This is a genomic window from Candidatus Zixiibacteriota bacterium, assembly GCA_036397555.1.
In the GTDB taxonomy this organism is placed as follows: domain Bacteria; phylum Zixibacteria; class MSB-5A5; order WJJR01; family WJJR01; genus DATKYL01.
In genome coordinates, this window is record DASWIS010000008.1 from 778,193 (window position 1) to 795,341 (window position 17,149).

At 61.2% G+C, this 17,149-nt stretch carries 13 protein-coding genes and 1 tRNA gene; all 14 read left to right on the forward strand.

All coding sequences use genetic code 11. From position 1 onward, the window contains the following. Positions 1-307 precede the first annotated feature (307 nt). The 14 genes from VGB22_05005 (at position 308) to gatA (ending at position 17,147) form a co-directional block, all read left to right on the forward strand. Positions 308-478: a hypothetical protein gene (locus tag VGB22_05005; GenBank protein HEX9750630.1), complete on the forward strand. Its 171-nt coding sequence runs from the start codon at positions 308-310 to the stop codon at positions 476-478. Positions 479-738: 260 nt separating this feature from the next. Then, the gene (gene corA, locus VGB22_05010) at positions 739-1,704 is read left to right on the forward strand and encodes a magnesium/cobalt transporter CorA (GenBank protein HEX9750631.1); all 966 of its coding nucleotides are present in this window, start codon (positions 739-741) and stop codon (positions 1,702-1,704) included. A gap of 74 nt (positions 1,705-1,778) precedes the next feature. Then, complete coding sequence (gene bshC, locus VGB22_05015) at positions 1,779-3,419, forward strand: bacillithiol biosynthesis cysteine-adding enzyme BshC (GenBank protein ID HEX9750632.1); 1,641 nt, start codon at positions 1,779-1,781, stop codon at positions 3,417-3,419. A gap of 11 nt (positions 3,420-3,430) precedes the next feature. Next, positions 3,431-4,582, forward strand: a complete 1,152-nt coding sequence (gene bshA, locus VGB22_05020) for an N-acetyl-alpha-D-glucosaminyl L-malate synthase BshA (protein HEX9750633.1) — start codon at positions 3,431-3,433, stop codon at positions 4,580-4,582. A gap of 108 nt (positions 4,583-4,690) precedes the next feature. Continuing rightward, positions 4,691-5,422 carry a bacillithiol biosynthesis deacetylase BshB1 gene (gene bshB1 / locus VGB22_05025; protein ID HEX9750634.1) on the forward strand — a complete coding sequence of 244 codons (732 nt, stop codon included), beginning with the start codon at positions 4,691-4,693 and terminating at the stop codon, positions 5,420-5,422. Between the two features lie 74 nt (positions 5,423-5,496). After that, a tRNA-Sec gene (locus VGB22_05030) sits at positions 5,497-5,592 on the forward strand. Between the two features lie 38 nt (positions 5,593-5,630). After that, positions 5,631-6,986, forward strand: a complete 1,356-nt coding sequence (gene selA / locus VGB22_05035) for an L-seryl-tRNA(Sec) selenium transferase (protein ID HEX9750635.1) — start codon at positions 5,631-5,633, stop codon at positions 6,984-6,986. Positions 6,987-7,017: 31 nt separating this feature from the next. Then, positions 7,018-8,904: a selenocysteine-specific translation elongation factor gene (gene selB / locus VGB22_05040; protein ID HEX9750636.1), complete on the forward strand. Its 1,887-nt coding sequence runs from the start codon at positions 7,018-7,020 to the stop codon at positions 8,902-8,904. After that, positions 8,901-10,496, forward strand: a complete 1,596-nt coding sequence (locus VGB22_05045; GenBank protein ID HEX9750637.1) for an amidohydrolase — start codon at positions 8,901-8,903, stop codon at positions 10,494-10,496. The genes selB and VGB22_05045 overlap by 4 nt, the downstream gene beginning before the upstream one ends. Before the next feature lie 118 nt (positions 10,497-10,614). Continuing rightward, positions 10,615-11,889 carry a nodulation protein NfeD gene (locus tag VGB22_05050; protein HEX9750638.1) on the forward strand — a complete coding sequence of 425 codons (1,275 nt, stop codon included), beginning with the start codon at positions 10,615-10,617 and terminating at the stop codon, positions 11,887-11,889. Positions 11,890-12,050: 161 nt separating this feature from the next. Next, positions 12,051-12,818 carry a slipin family protein gene (locus tag VGB22_05055; protein HEX9750639.1) on the forward strand — a complete coding sequence of 256 codons (768 nt, stop codon included), beginning with the start codon at positions 12,051-12,053 and terminating at the stop codon, positions 12,816-12,818. 174 nt (positions 12,819-12,992) lie between these two features. Next, positions 12,993-13,796: a hypothetical protein gene (locus tag VGB22_05060; protein ID HEX9750640.1), complete on the forward strand. Its 804-nt coding sequence runs from the start codon at positions 12,993-12,995 to the stop codon at positions 13,794-13,796. 438 nt (positions 13,797-14,234) lie between these two features. Beyond that, the gene (locus VGB22_05065; GenBank protein HEX9750641.1) at positions 14,235-15,560 is read left to right on the forward strand and encodes a glutamine synthetase family protein; all 1,326 of its coding nucleotides are present in this window, start codon (positions 14,235-14,237) and stop codon (positions 15,558-15,560) included. A gap of 159 nt (positions 15,561-15,719) precedes the next feature. Beyond that, positions 15,720-17,147, forward strand: coding sequence for an Asp-tRNA(Asn)/Glu-tRNA(Gln) amidotransferase subunit GatA (gatA, locus tag VGB22_05070; GenBank protein HEX9750642.1), 1,428 nt, complete (start codon positions 15,720-15,722; stop codon positions 17,145-17,147). Positions 17,148-17,149: the final 2 nt, after the last annotated feature.

A 17,149-nucleotide genomic window follows, 5' to 3' on the forward strand; every position in this document is an offset into this window, starting at 1 on the left:
ACTAAGTTTGTTCGGGGAGCATACGAGGGCTGTACAGAATGGGCGTCGATTTGGCCCCATGCGCCCGAATAGATTCCCGACGGCGTTGAGTTTTTTTCAACACACGTCATCATGATCGCGTATTTCGATTGAGAGATTGGCCCGCCCACCCTCGCGTGTCATGGGCGGCCCCGATTACCTGCTTCGTTTGTAACGCGCTGAACAACGATTCTGTGAACCGGATCGGCATCCGCGATTCGTGTTCCTCCTGCCCGCCAGTCGGCGCCCTTCCCACCGCAGGTGTGGTGTCCGTATCCGGGAGGTGTCTGTGCCGAAGCGCAAAACCATTCCATTTCAGCGTGATCGCGAAAAGGAAAGCTGGTCGTTGTACGGCCTGCAGGGATTGCAGCCCGACCGATTCGCTCGTGTGGTCAAAAAGATCATCGACGGCGATTACCTCGTTGTTCGCCCTGCAACGCGGCCCTCGATGAGCGCCTGACGCCGTGCACGAATACGTTTTCGCCCCTTGGCCGCCATCGACCCCCTCCCGCGGTTGTACCGCTGAGATCATTGCTGGTGGCCCGCATGCATCGGCCGGTCGATCTCCGGCGGCCGCCTTGATGTGATCCCCTAACATCTGTCCTTCCATTCCGTTTGCCTCCCGTGTTCGACTGAAAGAGCGTTGCTGGCATCCGCCCAATAGGTTTAATTGCGGCCCTTTGGGACACCGTGTTCCGATAACGGCTCCGGAGCGTCGCAATGATCGTGACTCACGTCTACCAAGCTGATCATGGCGTCGTCCGCCGCGAGGGAATCGAGCCGTTCGACGAACTCATCAAGAATCCGGAAGTCGTCTTCTGGGTCGATTTTCTGCGCCCGGCCGATGAGGAGTCGTATGTCCTGACCGGCGACTTCGGATTCCATCCGCTGGCCATCGAGGATGCCATCGGCGAGGAAGCCGGCCCCAAAGTCGATGATTACGACAGCTACCTGTTCGTCGATTTTCGCATCGCCGACTATGAAGTAGCCGCCGGCCTTCGCGTCCAGGCCGTGCACGTGTTTCTCCTGCGCAATGGCGTCGTGACCGTCCGCGATGAGGCGATTCGTCCGCTCGATGCGGTCGCCCGACGCTGCCGCACCGAGGAACGCATCCTCTCGCGCGGAGCCGATTTCTTCCTGCACACGCTGCTGGACCACATGGTCGATCATTACGATGTCACGATGGAGAAAATCGAAGACGAGGTCGACCGCGTCGAGGATGAGGTGTTCCGGGACGCCGACGATGCGATCGTCCGCCGCGTGTTCAACCTCAAGCGCGATCTGTCGCATCTGAAACGCGTCGTGACGCCCCTCCGCGAGATGCTCGACCGATTCTCCCGTTCCCGTTTCCCGCTGATCGGCTCGAAGGCGCGCGTGTACTACCGCGACGTGTTCGACCACATGCAGCGCATCAACGAATTGGCCGACTCCTTTCGCGACACGCTCAATTCCGTGCTGGAGGTCTATTTCTCGACCGTGCAATCGAAGACCAACGAGACGATCAAGGTGTTGACGATCATCTCGACGATCCTTTTGCCGTTGACATTCCTGACGGGTCTGTATGGAATGAATTTTGCCCGTATGCCCGAGCTCCACTGGGTCCATGGCTACAAGTTCTTCTGGGGGATCACCATCACGGTCGTCGTCGGAATGTTGTGGTTTTTCAAACGGCGCAAGTGGATTTAGCGGCGGACCGCCGGGAACTCGCGGACGCCGATTATATTTACGACTGGATTTCGTATGAACTGCCGTCAGCACCGATGATGACCGCCGATCCGATCCATACCGGCAAGATTGCGGGACGCAAGCGTCTCTACCTCGATACCCTTTACGATCCCGATCGCACCGGCCGATTCTTCCAGTGGCCGCATCCGTCGCCCGAGGCGTTCATCTCTTGTGCACGACGGGTCACGTGCAACGACACAGTCGACCGCGCACGGATTACGAGACTCCTGCTCCGTCAGAATGAAGCGCTCGACGCACCCGGTGCGGCCCTCGACAATGCGCGCAAGCTCGCCGATCCGAAGTCCGTGTGTGTGTTCACCGGGCAGCAGGCGGGGCTGCTGGGGGGACCGTTGTACACGCAATACAAGGCACTGGCGGTCATCGGCTGGGCGGCCCAACTTGAGAAGCAGTTGGGACGGCCGGTTGTCCCGGTATTCTGGATGGCGGCCGACGACCACGACTTCGAAGAAATCCGCTGGACCGCGTTCCCTGATACTCAAAACGACGTGCAGCGTCTGCAACTCGATGTGCCCGGCCTGCCCGAGCGCACCCCCGCCTCTCAGATCACGCTCGGCGATGACATCCATCGTGTCCTGAACGAATTGCAATCATTACAGCTCAAAACGGAGTTCAGCGACTCGGTTACAACTGCGCTCCACGAGGATTACACGCCCTCGCGCACGATGGTCGAGGCATTTGGGCGTTGGATGACGCGCATGCTGGGTCCGCTGGGGCTGGTGATGTTCGATCCGTCTGATCCCGAAGCCAAATCGCTCTCCGCGCCGTTGGTAGCGGAAGAACTGCGCGGCCCCGACGACACCGCCTCGGCGCTCGCCGACATCGGCTATCGCCTCGAGGAAGCGGGGTATCACAAGCAGGTGGCGCATCCCGACGGGCACACGCACCTGTTTTACATTGCCGAGGGACGGCACGCGTTGCGGTTTGCCAACGGCCGGCTCTGGACCGATCCCGAAGGCGGAGACCGGGCGCGCCCGAGCGGCGAGTGGGTCTCAATTCTCGAACGGAATGCGACCGCCTTTTCGCCGGGCGTGCTCTTCCGCCCTGTGGTTCAGTCGTATCTGTTTCCGGTCGTCGCGGCGGTGTGCGGCCCGTCGGAGATCGCCTATTGGGCGCAGGCGCGCAGCTTGTTCGACCGCTTCGATCTGACCATGCCGGTTGTGCTGCCACGCGTGTCCGCGACGATCACCGAAAGCAAAACCGTGCGCGCGGTTCAATCCCTCGGGCATCATGTCGCCGACTTCTTCGGTGACATCGAAGCGCTGATCAACCGGCACTTCGAGCAGTCGTTCCCGCAGGATTTGGAATCACGATTCGCCGATGAACGCGCCGCGTGGCGCCGGCGTCTGGACGAACTCAAAATGACGGTCTCGACGTTCGAGCCGACGCTGGAAAAGTCATTCGACGTCGGTGCGGGCCGGATTCTTTCGATGCTGGAACAGCTTGAGAAAAAAGCGTTTCAGGCGCACAAGCGAAAGGGCGAAGAGATTCGCGCCAAGTTTTACAAGTTGGCCGCACACCTGTATCCGGAGGGCCAGCCCCAGGAACGTATCTTCGGGATCGCCTACTATCTCAACAAGTACGGCTTCGGGGCCATCGAACGCATTCGCAGGCAACTGCGTACCGACACGCCGGACCACCAGCTCCTCGTGCCATAGCCGCCACGCCGATGCCCGCCTCCGATTCAGCTTCCCGCCCGCTTAAGATCGCGATCACCTGCTATCCCGTGCCGGGCGGTTCGGGCATCCTCGCCACCGAACTGGGTGTCCGTTTGGCCGCGCGCGGCCACGAAGTCCACTTCATCAGCAGCGCGTTGCCGTACCGTCTCGAACAGCTCAATGCCGCGCTGTACTTTCATCAGGTGGTCACACCGAGCTACCCGCTGTTCGAGCACGCACCGTACACTCTGTCGCTGGCGTCGAAGATGATCGAGGTCGCCCAGCGTGAAACGCTGGACGTCCTCCATGTCCACTACGCGATTCCGCATGCCGTGTCCGGGTATCTCGCGCGGCAGGCGATGGGGCCGACGGCGCCGCGCGTGCTCTGCACGCTCCATGGCACCGATATCACGCTGGTCGGGTCGGACCGCTCGTTCTGGGAGATCACGCGGTTCGCCATCGACGCTGTCGATGGGGTGACCGCTGTATCCCGGTTCTTGAAGGATAAGACCGTCAGCGTCTTCGGCACGCAGCGTCACATCGAAGTCATCCGCAATTTCGTCGACACGTCACGCTTCTACCCGCGCGCGGCCGATTTATGCCGTCAACGGTTCGCCGATCCCGGCGAGAAAATCGTCGCGCACCTCTCGAATTTCCGTCCGGTCAAGAATGTAACCGGCGTGGTCCAGATGTTCGCCCAGGCGAGTCGGACCGTCCCCTCTCGGCTGCTCATGATCGGCGATGGGCCGCAGACCGCGGATGCGACCGCAGTGGCGCAGGCGCTCGGCGTTGCCGACAAGGTCTCGTTTCTGGGCAATCGTGAAGACATCGCCGACATACTCTGCGCCGCCGATGCCTTCCTGCTGCCGTCGCACTATGAGGCATTCGGATTGGCGGCTCTCGAAGCGATGGCGTGCGGCGTGCCGGTGGTTGCCTCGCGCGTCGGGGGTGTTCCCGAACTCATTGAGGATGGCAAGACCGGTTTCCTGGTCGACCCGGATGATTATGTCGGCGGCAGCGAACGTCTCTCCGCGATTCTGACAGACAAGAATCTCCATGAGTCGTTGCGGGCCGGCGGCCTGCAGCATGTCAGGGACAACTTCACCGCCGATGCGGTCGTGCCGCTGTATGAGGACATGTACCGGCGACTCCTGAGGCAATGAAGACCACGAACACCTGATGTCGGTCCCTCCGCTGGACGCATCGGGTGGGGACAAAGCACCGACACGATGACCAACAGCTCCAATAGACGGAGAATTCGCGGAGACCATATGACCAACGAGCAGAACACCACCGTCGACGCATTGGCCCTGGCGGCGCACCGCGACGACATCGAAATCACCTGCGGCGGACTCTTAATCAAGCTGGCCGACAAGGGATACCGTACCGGCATCGTCGATTTCACGGCGGGGGAGATGGGCACACGCGGCAGCGCTGCCGAACGCGAGGCCGAGGCGGTTGCGGCAGCACAGATCATGAATGTCGCTCACCGAGAGAATCTCAACATGCCCGATGCCCGGCTCGACAATACGCTGGAGAATCGCCTGATGGTCGCCGACGTTCTTCGACGCCTGAGGCCGAAGTTGGTCATCCTTCCCCATTGGGAACAGCGCCATCCCGACCATCGTGTCGCGGGGGCGATCGCCTACGACGCCTGTTTCCTGGCCGGACTCAAGAAGCTCGATCTGCCCGGCGAACCGCACCGTCCCCACAAAATCCTCTACACGGCGTTCTTTCGTCAGCCGCCGTATTCGTTCATCATCGACATTACCCAGCAATTTGAGCGCAAGAATCACGCGGTGGCGGCCTACGCGACCCAATTCGGCACGCGCGAGCAGGGTACACGCGAAATCTATGCCCCGGGGATCAGCATCTATGATCTCATGGACACCGAGGCGCAGCAACTCGGACGGCTGATACGCAAACGCCACGCCGAGGCGTATGTGATCAAGGAAGCAATGGAAGTCGACGATCCGCTGACGATGAGCGTCGCGTCGATTTGACACGTCGCATTGTCGCGGATGGGTGTGTCACGAACCCCGTTTCGATGCCACTCTCGAATCCCTATATTTGTCCCGGAAGAGGATTCGGTCTGGTGGCCGGCGCGGACTTCAAATCCGTAGGCGACTTCGCAGACGCGAGGGCGCGGTGGGTTCGATTCCCACCCCTTCCGTTTGATTCGACTCGACACTCCCACGCGTGATGGCTCATATGTCTGCCCGCCCCCCCTCTGTCGAAGTGCTGGTTTCCAACGAGCGGCTTGCCGATCTCGTCAGTCAACACGGACGCCCGATCATCACAGACCACGTGCGCGCCGTCCTCTCCGGTGTGCGGCGGCAACAGAATTCCCCGACCGATTGGCCCAATGTTGATGAACTGATTGATGCTGTCCGGACGCGCGCCGAGACTCCATTCGGATTGCAGCGTGTCATCAATGCCACCGGCGTCCTGCTGCACACCAATCTCGGACGCGCACCGTGGAGCCGTTTCATGGTCGATCAGATTGCCGAACGTCTCGCCGGGTATGTCACGCTCGAATACGATCTCGAGAGCGGGACACGCGGCGTGCGTGGTGCGACAGTGGAAGCCGGGCTGGCCGCGTTGGCCGGTGCCGAGGGTGCGCTGATCGTAAATAACAATGCCGCGGCAGTGTATCTGGCACTCACGACCCTGGCCTGGAATCGCGAAGTCGTCATTTCGCGCGGTGAACTCGTGCAGATCGGCGGCGGATTTCGCATCCCTGAGGTGCTGGCGCGCAGCGGCGCCGTCCTGCACGAAGTCGGTACGACCAACAAGACTTCACTGCGCGACTACGAAGCCGCCTGTGGACCGCAGACCGGTTTGATTCTGAAGGTCCACCGGTCCAACTTCGTGCAGAAGGGTTTTGTGGAAGAGGTTTCTGCGTCCGATCTGGCCGCGCTGGGAAAGCGTAAGTCCCTCCCGGTCGTGTGGGATATCGGTTCGGGAGCCGTCGACGGCGTCGATGTTCCCGCTCTCTCCGGCGAACCGACGCTCCGCGATGCCGTGGCCAGTGGAGTGCATCTTGCGACCGGTTCGGGCGACAAATTGCTCGGCGGTCCCCAGGGAGGTCTGATCCTGGGGGAATCGGATTTGATCAAACGTCTCCGTGCCGACCCGCTCTATCGAGCATTTCGGCCGGGGAAGGCCACGTTGCTCGCGCTGGAATACATCGTAGCGGCGCACCGCAGCGGGCGCGCCGGGCAACTGATCCCGTTGTATCAGCTCGCGGCAGTGACGGCACACGAGCTGCAGCGCCGTGCCGAACGATTGGCCGCCGTCGCGAATGAATTCGGATGGATGTCGAAAGCGGTCACGACGAACGACACATTCGGCGGCGGCGCGGCCCCGGAAGCCGTGCTGCCGGGATGGGGACTTCGTCTTACGGGTCGAGCGTCGGCCGACGCCCTGGAGGCACGCGCGCGGGCACACACCCCGCCGATCGTCGGGACCATCACAGATGGCGCGCTTGTTTTCTCACTGCGCACGGTACTTGCCGGCGAGGACGCGGAAATCGAGCACTTCCTTCAGGTGGCATCGACCAGGTAACCCCCGACGAATCCAGGACTATCGCACCGTCATGTTTGTAATGGGAACCGCCGGCCATGTCGATCATGGCAAATCGACACTGGTCAAGGTGCTGACCGGGATCGACCCCGACCGCCTGCCCGAAGAGAAAGAGCGCGGCCTGACCATTGATCTGGGCTTTGCCTGGATGACCACACCATCGGGACGCAGTATCGGCATCGTCGATGTGCCCGGTCACGAACGCTTTATCCGCAACATGATCGCCGGTGTCGGCGCGATCGACTTCGTCCTGTTGGTCATCGCCGCCGACGACGGATGGATGCCGCAAACTTCGGAGCATCTGGCCATTCTCGAATACATGGGAATCGAGTGCGGGATTGTGGCGCTCACCAAGTGCGATACGGTCGAACGCGATTGGCTGTATCTGGTGCAAACCGACATCGCCGCGCGACTGAAGCCGTCCGCCCTGGAATCGGCTCCGATCGTTCCGGTCGATTCGATTTCGGGACATGGGTTGGACGATCTGCGCGCCGCCATCGATGCGCTGGCCGGATCGCTGTCGCCGCGCCGCGACATCGGCCGTCCGCGGTTATACATCGATCGCGTCTTTGCGATGACCGGACGCGGCGTCGTCGTCACGGGCACCCTGATCGACGGCGCACTGCAGGCGGGCCAACAGATCACGATCGCACCGGAGAGTTTCGGCGCCCGCATACGCGACCTGCAGATCCACAAGCAATCGGTCGCGCGCGCTCAGGCGGGTCATCGCGTGGCGGTCAATCTGTCGGGCGTCGAACGCGCGCAAATGCGCCGGGGACAGTGCCTGGTCGCGAACGACGACACCGATACGTACGATCGCTTGTGGGCGGACGTCAGCGTGTGGGCCGACTCCGTCTCGCCATTGGAAACCGGACGCCAGGTGCTGGTGCTGTTGGGAACGTCCGAAACTGAAGCGTCCGCATTCCCGCTCGATACGGAGCAGATCGCGCCCGGATCGGTCGCGCTGTGCGAACTGCGATTGAAGGAAGCGATTACTGTGCGTCTGCTCGATCACTTCGTCCTGCGCTGGCCGACGCCGCAGGTCACCGTGGGCGGCGGGACCGTGCTGGATCTCGGCGGAGACAAGCGGATGCGCCGTCAGGAGCGATTCATCGCGGGATTGCAGCGACGACGTGATCGGAGTCTGATGACGTTTCTTGAGACGGATCTCCAGCGGATGGGATACGTCGCGCACAATGAAGTATTGAGAACCGGATTGTGGACCCGCGATCAAATCGCGCAGGGGCTGGATGACTTGATTGCTGCCGGTGCCGTGCAAGATCACGGCGGGCTCCTGTTTTGGTCCCAACAGTTCGGAACATGGTCGGACGCTATGAAACAGACGCTCGCTGACACGCTCGCGCAACATCCGTACCTCCCCGGCCTCAACCTGAGCGAGTGGGCAAATCGTGCGCGCGTACCGGCGCCAGCGGCCGAGAAGATCGCGTCGGCCATGCTGGCAAGCGGAGCTGCGAAGCGTAACGCCGAAGTGTTTAGTCTGTCGGGCCATCAGCAGGCATTGCCGCGGGAATGGGCAGGTGATGAATCGCGGCTGTGGCAATCGCTGTGCGACGGCGGCGCGCAGCCGCCGACGCGCCCCGATCTTGAAGCGCAATCGCCGCACGCACGGGCGATCATCCAGTACTGGATCGACACCGGCCGCGTGATCAACCTGTCCGATGGGGTGATCTTCCCGTCGGAGTCGTTCGATGCGATCAGGCAACAAGTCATCGGAGCGCTGCAGTCCGAGGGCGCGCTGACGGCCGGGACGCTCCGTGATCTGTTGGGCACGACGCGAAAGTATGCCGTCCCCATTGGCGAGCAATTGGACCGCGAGGGGCTGACCCGACGCGAAGGCGACACGCGCGTGTTGGTCAGGTGCGAGGGAGTATCACGGTGACGAATTCGCCGACGCTGCGATTCATCAACGGATCCATCGTGACGATGGACGTCGACCGTCCGGCCGTCGGCGAAGTCGTAACCCAGGGCGGGCGCATCGTCTGGATCGGAAACAGCGGAGATGCGCCCATCGAGTTCCGGCGCGCAAGGACGATTGATCTGAAAGGGCGTCTGCTGCTGCCCGCCTTCACCGATGCGCACACCCACTTTCTCAAATGGGCACTCAGTCTCGATACCGTCGATTTGACCGGCGCGACTTCGGTACAGACAGCCCTGAAGCGAATCCGCGGGCATGCCCAGCGATCATCGTCCCGCAGTCAATGGCTGACCGGCGCCGGATTTGATGTGAACCTCTGGGGAGGCGTGTCGCCGACGCGTCACATGCTCGACAGAATATGCCCGGACCGCCCGGTGGTGATGGAGAGCCACGACGAGCACGCGATGTGGGTCAACTCCGAGACGTTGCGTCGCTGCCGGATCGATCGCGCGACGCCTGATCCCGACGGCGGCCGCATCGTACGCGACGCACGCGGCGAGCCGACCGGCATGGTCCTGGAAACCGTCTGCAACAGAGTCTGGGAGGCGCTGCCCAAGCCGACACACCGTGCCATGGAACGGGCCGTTCTCGCCGCACAGCGACGCGCGCACGCGGTGGGTGTCGTCGCCATCGGCGACATGGGCGTCCCGGAGACGCTCTCGGTGTTTCAGTCATTGCACGACAGTGCCCGGCTCCGCCTCCGATTGTGGAAATCGGTCGCGCTGCACGACATGGACAGTGCCATCGCACTCGGTTTGCGGTCCGGCATCGGCAACGAGTGGATCACTATCGGCGCGGTGAAGGTCTTTCTCGATGGCGCGCTCGGTTCACGCACCGCCTGGATGTATCAGTCGTACTCGGGCGACCGCGCGAATCGCGGGATTTGCCGTCTCGACCAAAACAGGTTCGACGGAGTGGTCCGACGTGCGACCAGCCACGGCCTTTCCATTTGCGTTCATGCGATCGGCGATGCGGCGGTCGGCGCGGCCATCGACGTCATGCGCAAGTACAACCAACGCTTCCCGCGCTGCCAGCCGCCCCGCATCGAGCACTTGCAGCTCTTGCAGCCGAACGATCTGAAGAAACTTGTGGGAACCCGCATCATCGCATCGATGCAGCCGTCGCATTTGTTGACCGACCGCGACATCGCCGACCGCCACTGGGGAACGCGCGCGCGCAACGCGTTTGCGCTGCGGTCGCTCTGGGATGCCGGAGTTCCGCTGGCATTCGGCTCGGATGTGCCGATTGAACCGCTCTGTCCGCTCGATGGCATCGGCGCCGCCGTCCATCGGGCCCGCCCCGACGACAATCGCGGCTCCTGGCACTCACGTCAGCGGTTGTCGGTGTGGGAGGCGGTTTGGGGATTCACCGCCGGAGCCGCGTATGCCTGCGGCGGTGGCGAACGACGAGGACGCATTCTTCCGGGTCAACTGGCCGATCTGGTTGTGCTGGATCGCAACATCTTCACATGCCGGCCCGCGGACATCTTTTTGACGAAAGTTGACATGGCCGTAGTCGGCGGTACAATCATGTGGGACAGAGCCAACGCGGGGTGATCCGTCACACCGTTCTGTTTGCTGTTGACGTAGACGCGATTCTCCTCTTGGTTGCAGTTTGACAACGATGCCCAGACAACGCCCCAGAGTCTCGTCCCGCGCGAGCCGACATGCGTCGGTGCGTTGCACTGTCGTCTGCCTGTTGTTTGCTGCGACGCTCACCGCCCATGCGTCGGCGGCGACTGTCGATGTCATGACCATCGACGGTCCCATCGGTCCGGTGACTGAAATGATGATTGAGGACGCTGTCGAGGAGGCCGAAGAGTCCGGATCCGAAGCGCTCATCATCGAATTGGACACGCCGGGCGGATTGGTGTCGACCACCAAGAAGATTACGCAAACGATCCTGAAATCGAATGTTCCGGTTGTCGTCTATGTCTCGCCGCAAGGGGCGAGCGCGACATCGGCGGGCGTGTTCATCCTGATGTCGGCCCATTTCGCGGTCATGGCGCCGGGCACCAACGCCGGCGCCGCGCACCCGGTGTCATTGCAAGGCGAGATGGACTCGACCATGTCGCACAAAGCCGAAAGCGATGCCGCCGCGAACATTCGCGCGCTCGCCAAACGGCGCGGGCGCAACGATCACTGGGCCGAACGGGCTGTGCGCGAGTCCGAATCGCTGACCGCCGATGAGGCGCTCGATTCCAACGCCATCGATTTCATCGCCGCCAATCTCAGCGACCTGCTCGACTCGCTTCACGGACGCACCACCGATCTGCCGCGCGGCATCGACACATTGAACACCGCCGGGGCGGACGTTCATCGCATTGCGGCATCCTGGCGCGAAAAGGCGCTCGGTGTCATCACCGACCCCAACATCGCCTATATCCTCATGTCGATCGGCTGGCTGGGCATCATGATGGAGCTGTACAACCCCGGTTCGATCTTCCCCGGCGTGGTCGGCGCCATCTGCCTGATTCTCGGTTTCTATTCGCTGCAGACGTTGCCGATTAACTATGCCGGACTGTCTTTGATAATCCTGGCCATCATTCTCTTCATCATGGAGGTCAAGATCATCAGTCATGGTCTGCTGACCATCGGCGGCGCGATTGCCATGATTATCGGCTCGATGATGCTGATCGATTCTCCCGACCCGGCCGCGCGCGTATCATTCACCGTGATCCTCGCCGTGGTCGGCACGACGGTCGCATTCTTCGCTCTCGCCGCCGGTCTCGCATTGAAGGCGCGCCGGCGCAACCCTGTCACCGGCGACGAAGGGATGATCGGCCTGACCGGCACCGCGCGCGAGTCCTTTGATACCGTCGGGACCGTCTATGTCGCGGGAGAATACTGGCGCGCGAAGACGTCGCGCCACATTGAATCAGGCCAGTCCGTACGCGTCGTCGGCAAAGTTGGAATGGAGTTGGTTGTCGAGCCGGCGGGGCCGCCGTAGTCCGGAACGTGCCGGTCAGCCCTTGGGCCGCAGGTCCCGCCACAGCGGGGCTGACGGTCATCGCGAAGCGATGAAGATAGAATGATTGCGGCCGACCGCACGGAAGGTGAGTCGCAGCCGATTTCATCTGCTAAACTGACTTCAACGAGAGGAAGGAACACATGCTGCCCATCGGACCGATAACCGTCGCCATCATTGCGCTCATCATCCTGGGGAACGCCGTACGCATCCTCAAAGAGTACGAACGCGGTGTCATCTTCCGTCTCGGACGCCTGATCGACACCAAGGGGCCGGGGCTGATCCTGCTCATTCCCATCGTCGACAAGATGCTGCGCGTCGATCTGCGCACGATCACCTTCGATGTGCCGCCGCAGGATGTCATCACGCGCGACAACGTCACCATCAAGGTCAACGCCGTCGTCTATTTCCGCGTGATGGATGCCAACAAGGCGATCGTCAATGTCGAAAACTATATGGTCGCCACTTCGCAGATCGCGCAGACCACGCTGCGTTCGATCCTCGGCCAGTTCGAGCTCGATGACCTGCTCTCCAACCGCGAGCACATCAACCAGCAATTGCAGAAAATCATCGACGACCAGACCGAGCCGTGGGGGATCAAGGTCAGCGTCGTCGAGGTCAAAAACGTCGATCTGCCGGTTGAGATGCAGCGCGCCATCGCGCGTCAGGCCGAGGCCGAACGCGAACGCCGCGCCAAGATCATCCACGCCGAGGGCGAACTGCAGGCCTCCGAAAAACTCGCGCAGGCCGCCGAGATCATCGGACGCAACCCGGCGACCCTGCAACTGCGCTACCTGCAGACGCTGACTGAAATCGCCGCCGAAAAGAACTCGACGATCATTTTCCCGCTGCCGATCGATCTGATCAAGCCGTTCATCGACATGGCCACGCACCGCCAGCAGCAGGGGTAGGGGGGAGACTGGACGGATGTTCAATTGGAGGGTAGGGGCGCGATTCATCGTGCTCGCCAACGGGGGGACGGGCGCAATGAATTGCGCCCCTACGACGCGAAGACGACTCGCCCTGACCAGATGCTCGTCGCCCTCGGCGGATGGCCAGGGCTACCCGGCCGATAGGGCTATAAAGTGAAGAGCTGGTCGTTCATCAGCGAAGCGACATTCGTCGCATCTGTGTCGGCTATTATCTATCTAGCAGCGTACAGTTACGAAGAAGCATATTGTAATTACTGGGGTCTGCCCGCTGAGTTCATTGTAGTTTCAATCGAACGTCTTGCAAATCTGGCCCTGATCGCTATCTCCCTGTTCATGATTTACCTGTTCCCGGCTATTGTGCTTAGTAGAAACTTGTTTGCACGAATCTCTCGAAGTCCATATCTGCAGATGATGGTCTACCCGCTTCTTGTGACATGTTTTGCGATTCTGACTCTCATTCTGTATCCGACTCTTCGCCGGGCGTGGTGGACACTGGCGTTTTTCACTCTCAGCATCTGGGCAATTTGGTTTGGCCTGCCGGCGGTTATTGCGTGGAAGCGAAAAGTCTCATACTTGGAAGCCGAAAACGAAACACGTGAAGCAGATAGAGAGTTGGTAACGCCAATTGACTGGATCACTGGCAAATTGGGAGAGATGGGGGCGCCTTTGATCTTGTTCCTCCTCTTGGGGTATGTCGCAGCGCCGATGGTGGGCACGATGCAAGCGAAGAGACAGAAGACGTTTCCGGCTCTCGTTCGCGCCTGTGCCCCGGGCGAAGACAGTTGCCAGGTGATGATAGTGATTAGGAGCTATTCTGATGATGCTTTCTGCGCACTTGCTGACACATGTTCAAATACCGTCACGAGAGGTATAATCCCGGTGAATTTGAGTGAGTTTGCGCGTGCCGGAGGGACGATACTCAAGGTTCATGCGGGCCCTCTCGAGTTCCCTGACTAGGCCGATTCAAGCTACCGTGTGGCTGTCGCTGGGTGACCCTGATCGTTCGTCGAAGGCCGGGTGCCTGTGACGGAATTCGATCCCCATGTGCCGGGTGCCCATGACGCATCCGATCCCTGTGTGCTCGCCACATCTGTGGCGGACATGCGACACCACAAGGCACATCGGCCCCTGCCCTACCCAGCAACCTTCAGCTTCATAACATACTGTCCCGCAACGTGTAACCCGCCGCGTTATTCCTGACTGCAGCCGCCACGAAAAACCCAAGTCTGCACACGCTCTCTATCAACATACATCACAACCACTTTCGCCCCTCCCGAAACTTTCTTCCAATTGCCGTTGACTCCCACGCGCCAACCCATTGATTGCTCAGTTTTTCAGGGGGGCAAAACAGAAGATCAATCCGCCGCAGGCGGATCAATCGAGGGGGTCGACCAAATGACCAAAACCAAGGAATCTGTACTTGCCGCCCTGGACGCCAACAACGTCCGCTACATCCGACTTCTCTTCACCGACATTCTCGGCCACATGAAGGGGATGTCGATCACCCGCAGCGAAATCGAGCAGGTGCTCGAGGAGGGGCAGGGCTTCGACGGCTCCTCGGTCGAGGGGTATGTGCGCATCGAGGAATCCGACCTCATGGCGATGCCCGACCTCCGGTCCTTTCGCGTGATCCCATGGGACATCTCCGGCGAAAAGGTCGCGCTGATGTTCTGCGACATCTTCAATCCTGATGGAACGCCGTTCGATGGTGATCCGCGTTACATCCTGCGCCGGACACTCGAGAAAATCTCCAAGCGCGGCTGGACATTCTACACCGGGCCGGAAATCGAATACTTCTACTTCCGCAACGCCAACGGCACCGAGTTGCTCGATCACGACGGCTATTTCGACTATTCGACAGTCGACGAAGGGACTGTCCTGCGCAAGAAGGCCGTCGTCTCGCTGGAGCAGATCGGTATTCCCGTCGAGTGCTCGCACCACGAGGTCGCGCCATCGCAGCACGAGATCGATTTGCGCTACCAGGACGCATTGACCATGGCGGATTTCGCCATGCTCTATCGCTTCGTCATCAAGGAACTCGCGCTGAAGGCGGGCGCCTACGCGTCGTTTATGCCCAAGCCGATCTTCGGTCAGAACGGATCGGGCATGCACGTGCACCAGTCGCTGTTCGAAGACGGCCGCAATCTGTTCTTCGATCCCAAGGACCCGTACCATCTCTCGGCCGTCGCGCGGCACTACATCGCCGGGCTTTTGGCGCATGTTCGCGAGTTTACCATGGTGACCAATCAGTGGGTCAATTCATACAAGCGGCTGGTCTCCGGATACGAAGCGCCGGTCTATATCTCCTGGGGACGGCGCAACCGTTCCTCGCTGGTCCGCGTGCCGATGTATCGTGTCGGCAAGGAGAAGGCCACGCGCGTCGAACTGCGTTCGGCCGATCCGGCGTGCAATCCCTATCTCGCGTTCGCCTGCATGCTGGCAGCGGGTCTCGACGGCATCGACAAGAAGACACCGTTGGCCGAGCCGATCGAGCAGAACATCTTCCACATGTCCGAGGAAGAACGCGAACGCCGCAAGATCGTCGGGCTGCCCGGATCGCTGGAGGAAGCGCGCGAGGTGACCTCGAAATCGACGCTCATCCGCGAGACACTGGGCGAGCACATCTTCAACACCCTGATGGCCAACAAACGGCTGGAGTGGGACCGTTACCGGATTCACGTGACCGACCACGAGCTGGCGACGTATCTTCCGGTGCTGTAGACATGGCCTGCTCATCTCAATGGTAGCATTACAGTCGAAAAAATGTGCAGGCCAGGCGTCCTCGCCTGGCCCATCCCCCGCGCCTCCCTCCGCGACACTCGGTACCTTCGGCCGAGGGCGGGTGGTGTGCACACTTCTCACGGTTGAGCATCGCACCACATGACTGACTCCCCTGCCCGCTGGTCGGTGGCCAAAATCACCGAACAGGTGGGGTCGGGGGCGACTACTGCGCGTTCCGTGTGCGATTCGGTTTTTTTGCGAATCGAGCAACGGCGCTCGCTGAACGCCTTTGTCACGACTACTCAGTCTGAGGCCCGGCGGGCCGCATCTGCGATTGACACACAGGTTGGAAGTCGCGCCCCACTCGGTCCACTTGCCGGCGTACCGGTCGCCATCAAAGACAACATTTGCGTCAACGATGTCCGCTGCACCTGCGCGTCGAATATGCTGCGCGACTGGATCGCCCCGTATGACGCCGCCGCCGTCGAACGACTGCGAAAAGCCGGGGCCGTCATCGTCGGCAAAACGAACCTTGATGAATTCGGGATGGGATCATCGACTGAGAACTCGACCTTCGGCCCGTCGCACAACCCGGTCGATCCGTCTCGCACTGCGGGCGGGTCATCGGGCGGCTCGGCCGTGGCGGTGGCCGATGGACAATGCGCGGTTGCGCTCGGGACCGATACCGGCGGCTCGGTACGGCTCCCGGCGGCGTTTTGCGGCGTGGTCGGGCTCAAACCCAGCTATGGAGCCGTGTCGCGCTGGGGCGTCGTGGCCTTCGGATCGTCACTGGATCAAATCGGTGTCTTCGGCCGTTCCGTCGACGATGTGCGCATCGTCTTCGACGTGATCCGCGGACGCGACGAACGCGATGCGACCTCGGTCATCCTTCCCTCTGACCCAACCACACCGGACCGTCTCAGAATCGGGATGCCGACAGAGTATTTTGGAGATGGCCTCGACCCACAGATCGCGTCCGCCGTACGGAGCGTTGCCGATCGACTCGTACAGTTCGGACATCAGGTCGTCGATGTCTCATTGCCGAATTCGAAGCATTCCGTCGCCGCCTACTATGTGATCGCGACGGCAGAGGCGTCATCGAACCTGGCGCGTTATGATGGCGTCCGATACGGGCATCGTGCGCAGTCCGATGATGTCATCGCGATGTACGAAAAAACGCGTGCCGAGGGATTCGGCGTCGAGGTCAAGCGTCGCATCCTCCTGGGAACGTATGTCCTCTCCGCGGGGTATTACGATGCCTATTATGGGCGCGCCCAACGTGTCCGGGCGCTGATTGCCGCCGACTTCGACACGGCATTTCAGCGTGTCGACTGTCTGCTCACGCCGACCGCGCCGACCTGCGCCTTCAAGCTGGGCGAACGCTCCGATGATCCGCTGGCCATGTATCTGACCGATATCTACACCACGTCGGTCAACCTGGCGGGTCTGCCGGCGCTCAGTGTCCCCTGTGGTCGTTCGGATGAGGGCCTGCCCATCGGTGCGCAACTGATCGGTCCCGCTTTTCACGAATCGCGACTGCTGTCATTGGGCGGTTTCATCATGGACACAACCGGCGGCCGGAACTGACC

What these genes read in the sequence shown, in the direction of transcription:
- corA (HEX9750631.1), top strand. Translation starts at nt 739, where the DNA reads ATGATCGTGACTCACGTCTACCAAGCTGATCATGGCGTCGTCCGCCGC.
- bshC (HEX9750632.1), top strand. Translation starts at nt 1,779, where the DNA reads ATGATGACCGCCGATCCGATCCATACCGGCAAGATTGCGGGACGCAAG.
- bshA (HEX9750633.1), top strand. Translation starts at nt 3,431, where the DNA reads ATGCCCGCCTCCGATTCAGCTTCCCGCCCGCTTAAGATCGCGATCACC.
- bshB1 (HEX9750634.1), top strand. Translation starts at nt 4,691, where the DNA reads ATGACCAACGAGCAGAACACCACCGTCGACGCATTGGCCCTGGCGGCG.
- selA (HEX9750635.1), top strand. Translation starts at nt 5,631, where the DNA reads ATGTCTGCCCGCCCCCCCTCTGTCGAAGTGCTGGTTTCCAACGAGCGG.
- selB (HEX9750636.1), top strand. Translation starts at nt 7,018, where the DNA reads ATGTTTGTAATGGGAACCGCCGGCCATGTCGATCATGGCAAATCGACA.
- VGB22_05055 (HEX9750639.1), top strand. Translation starts at nt 12,051, where the DNA reads ATGCTGCCCATCGGACCGATAACCGTCGCCATCATTGCGCTCATCATC.
- VGB22_05065 (HEX9750641.1), top strand. Translation starts at nt 14,235, where the DNA reads ATGACCAAAACCAAGGAATCTGTACTTGCCGCCCTGGACGCCAACAAC.
- gatA (HEX9750642.1), top strand. Translation starts at nt 15,720, where the DNA reads ATGACTGACTCCCCTGCCCGCTGGTCGGTGGCCAAAATCACCGAACAG.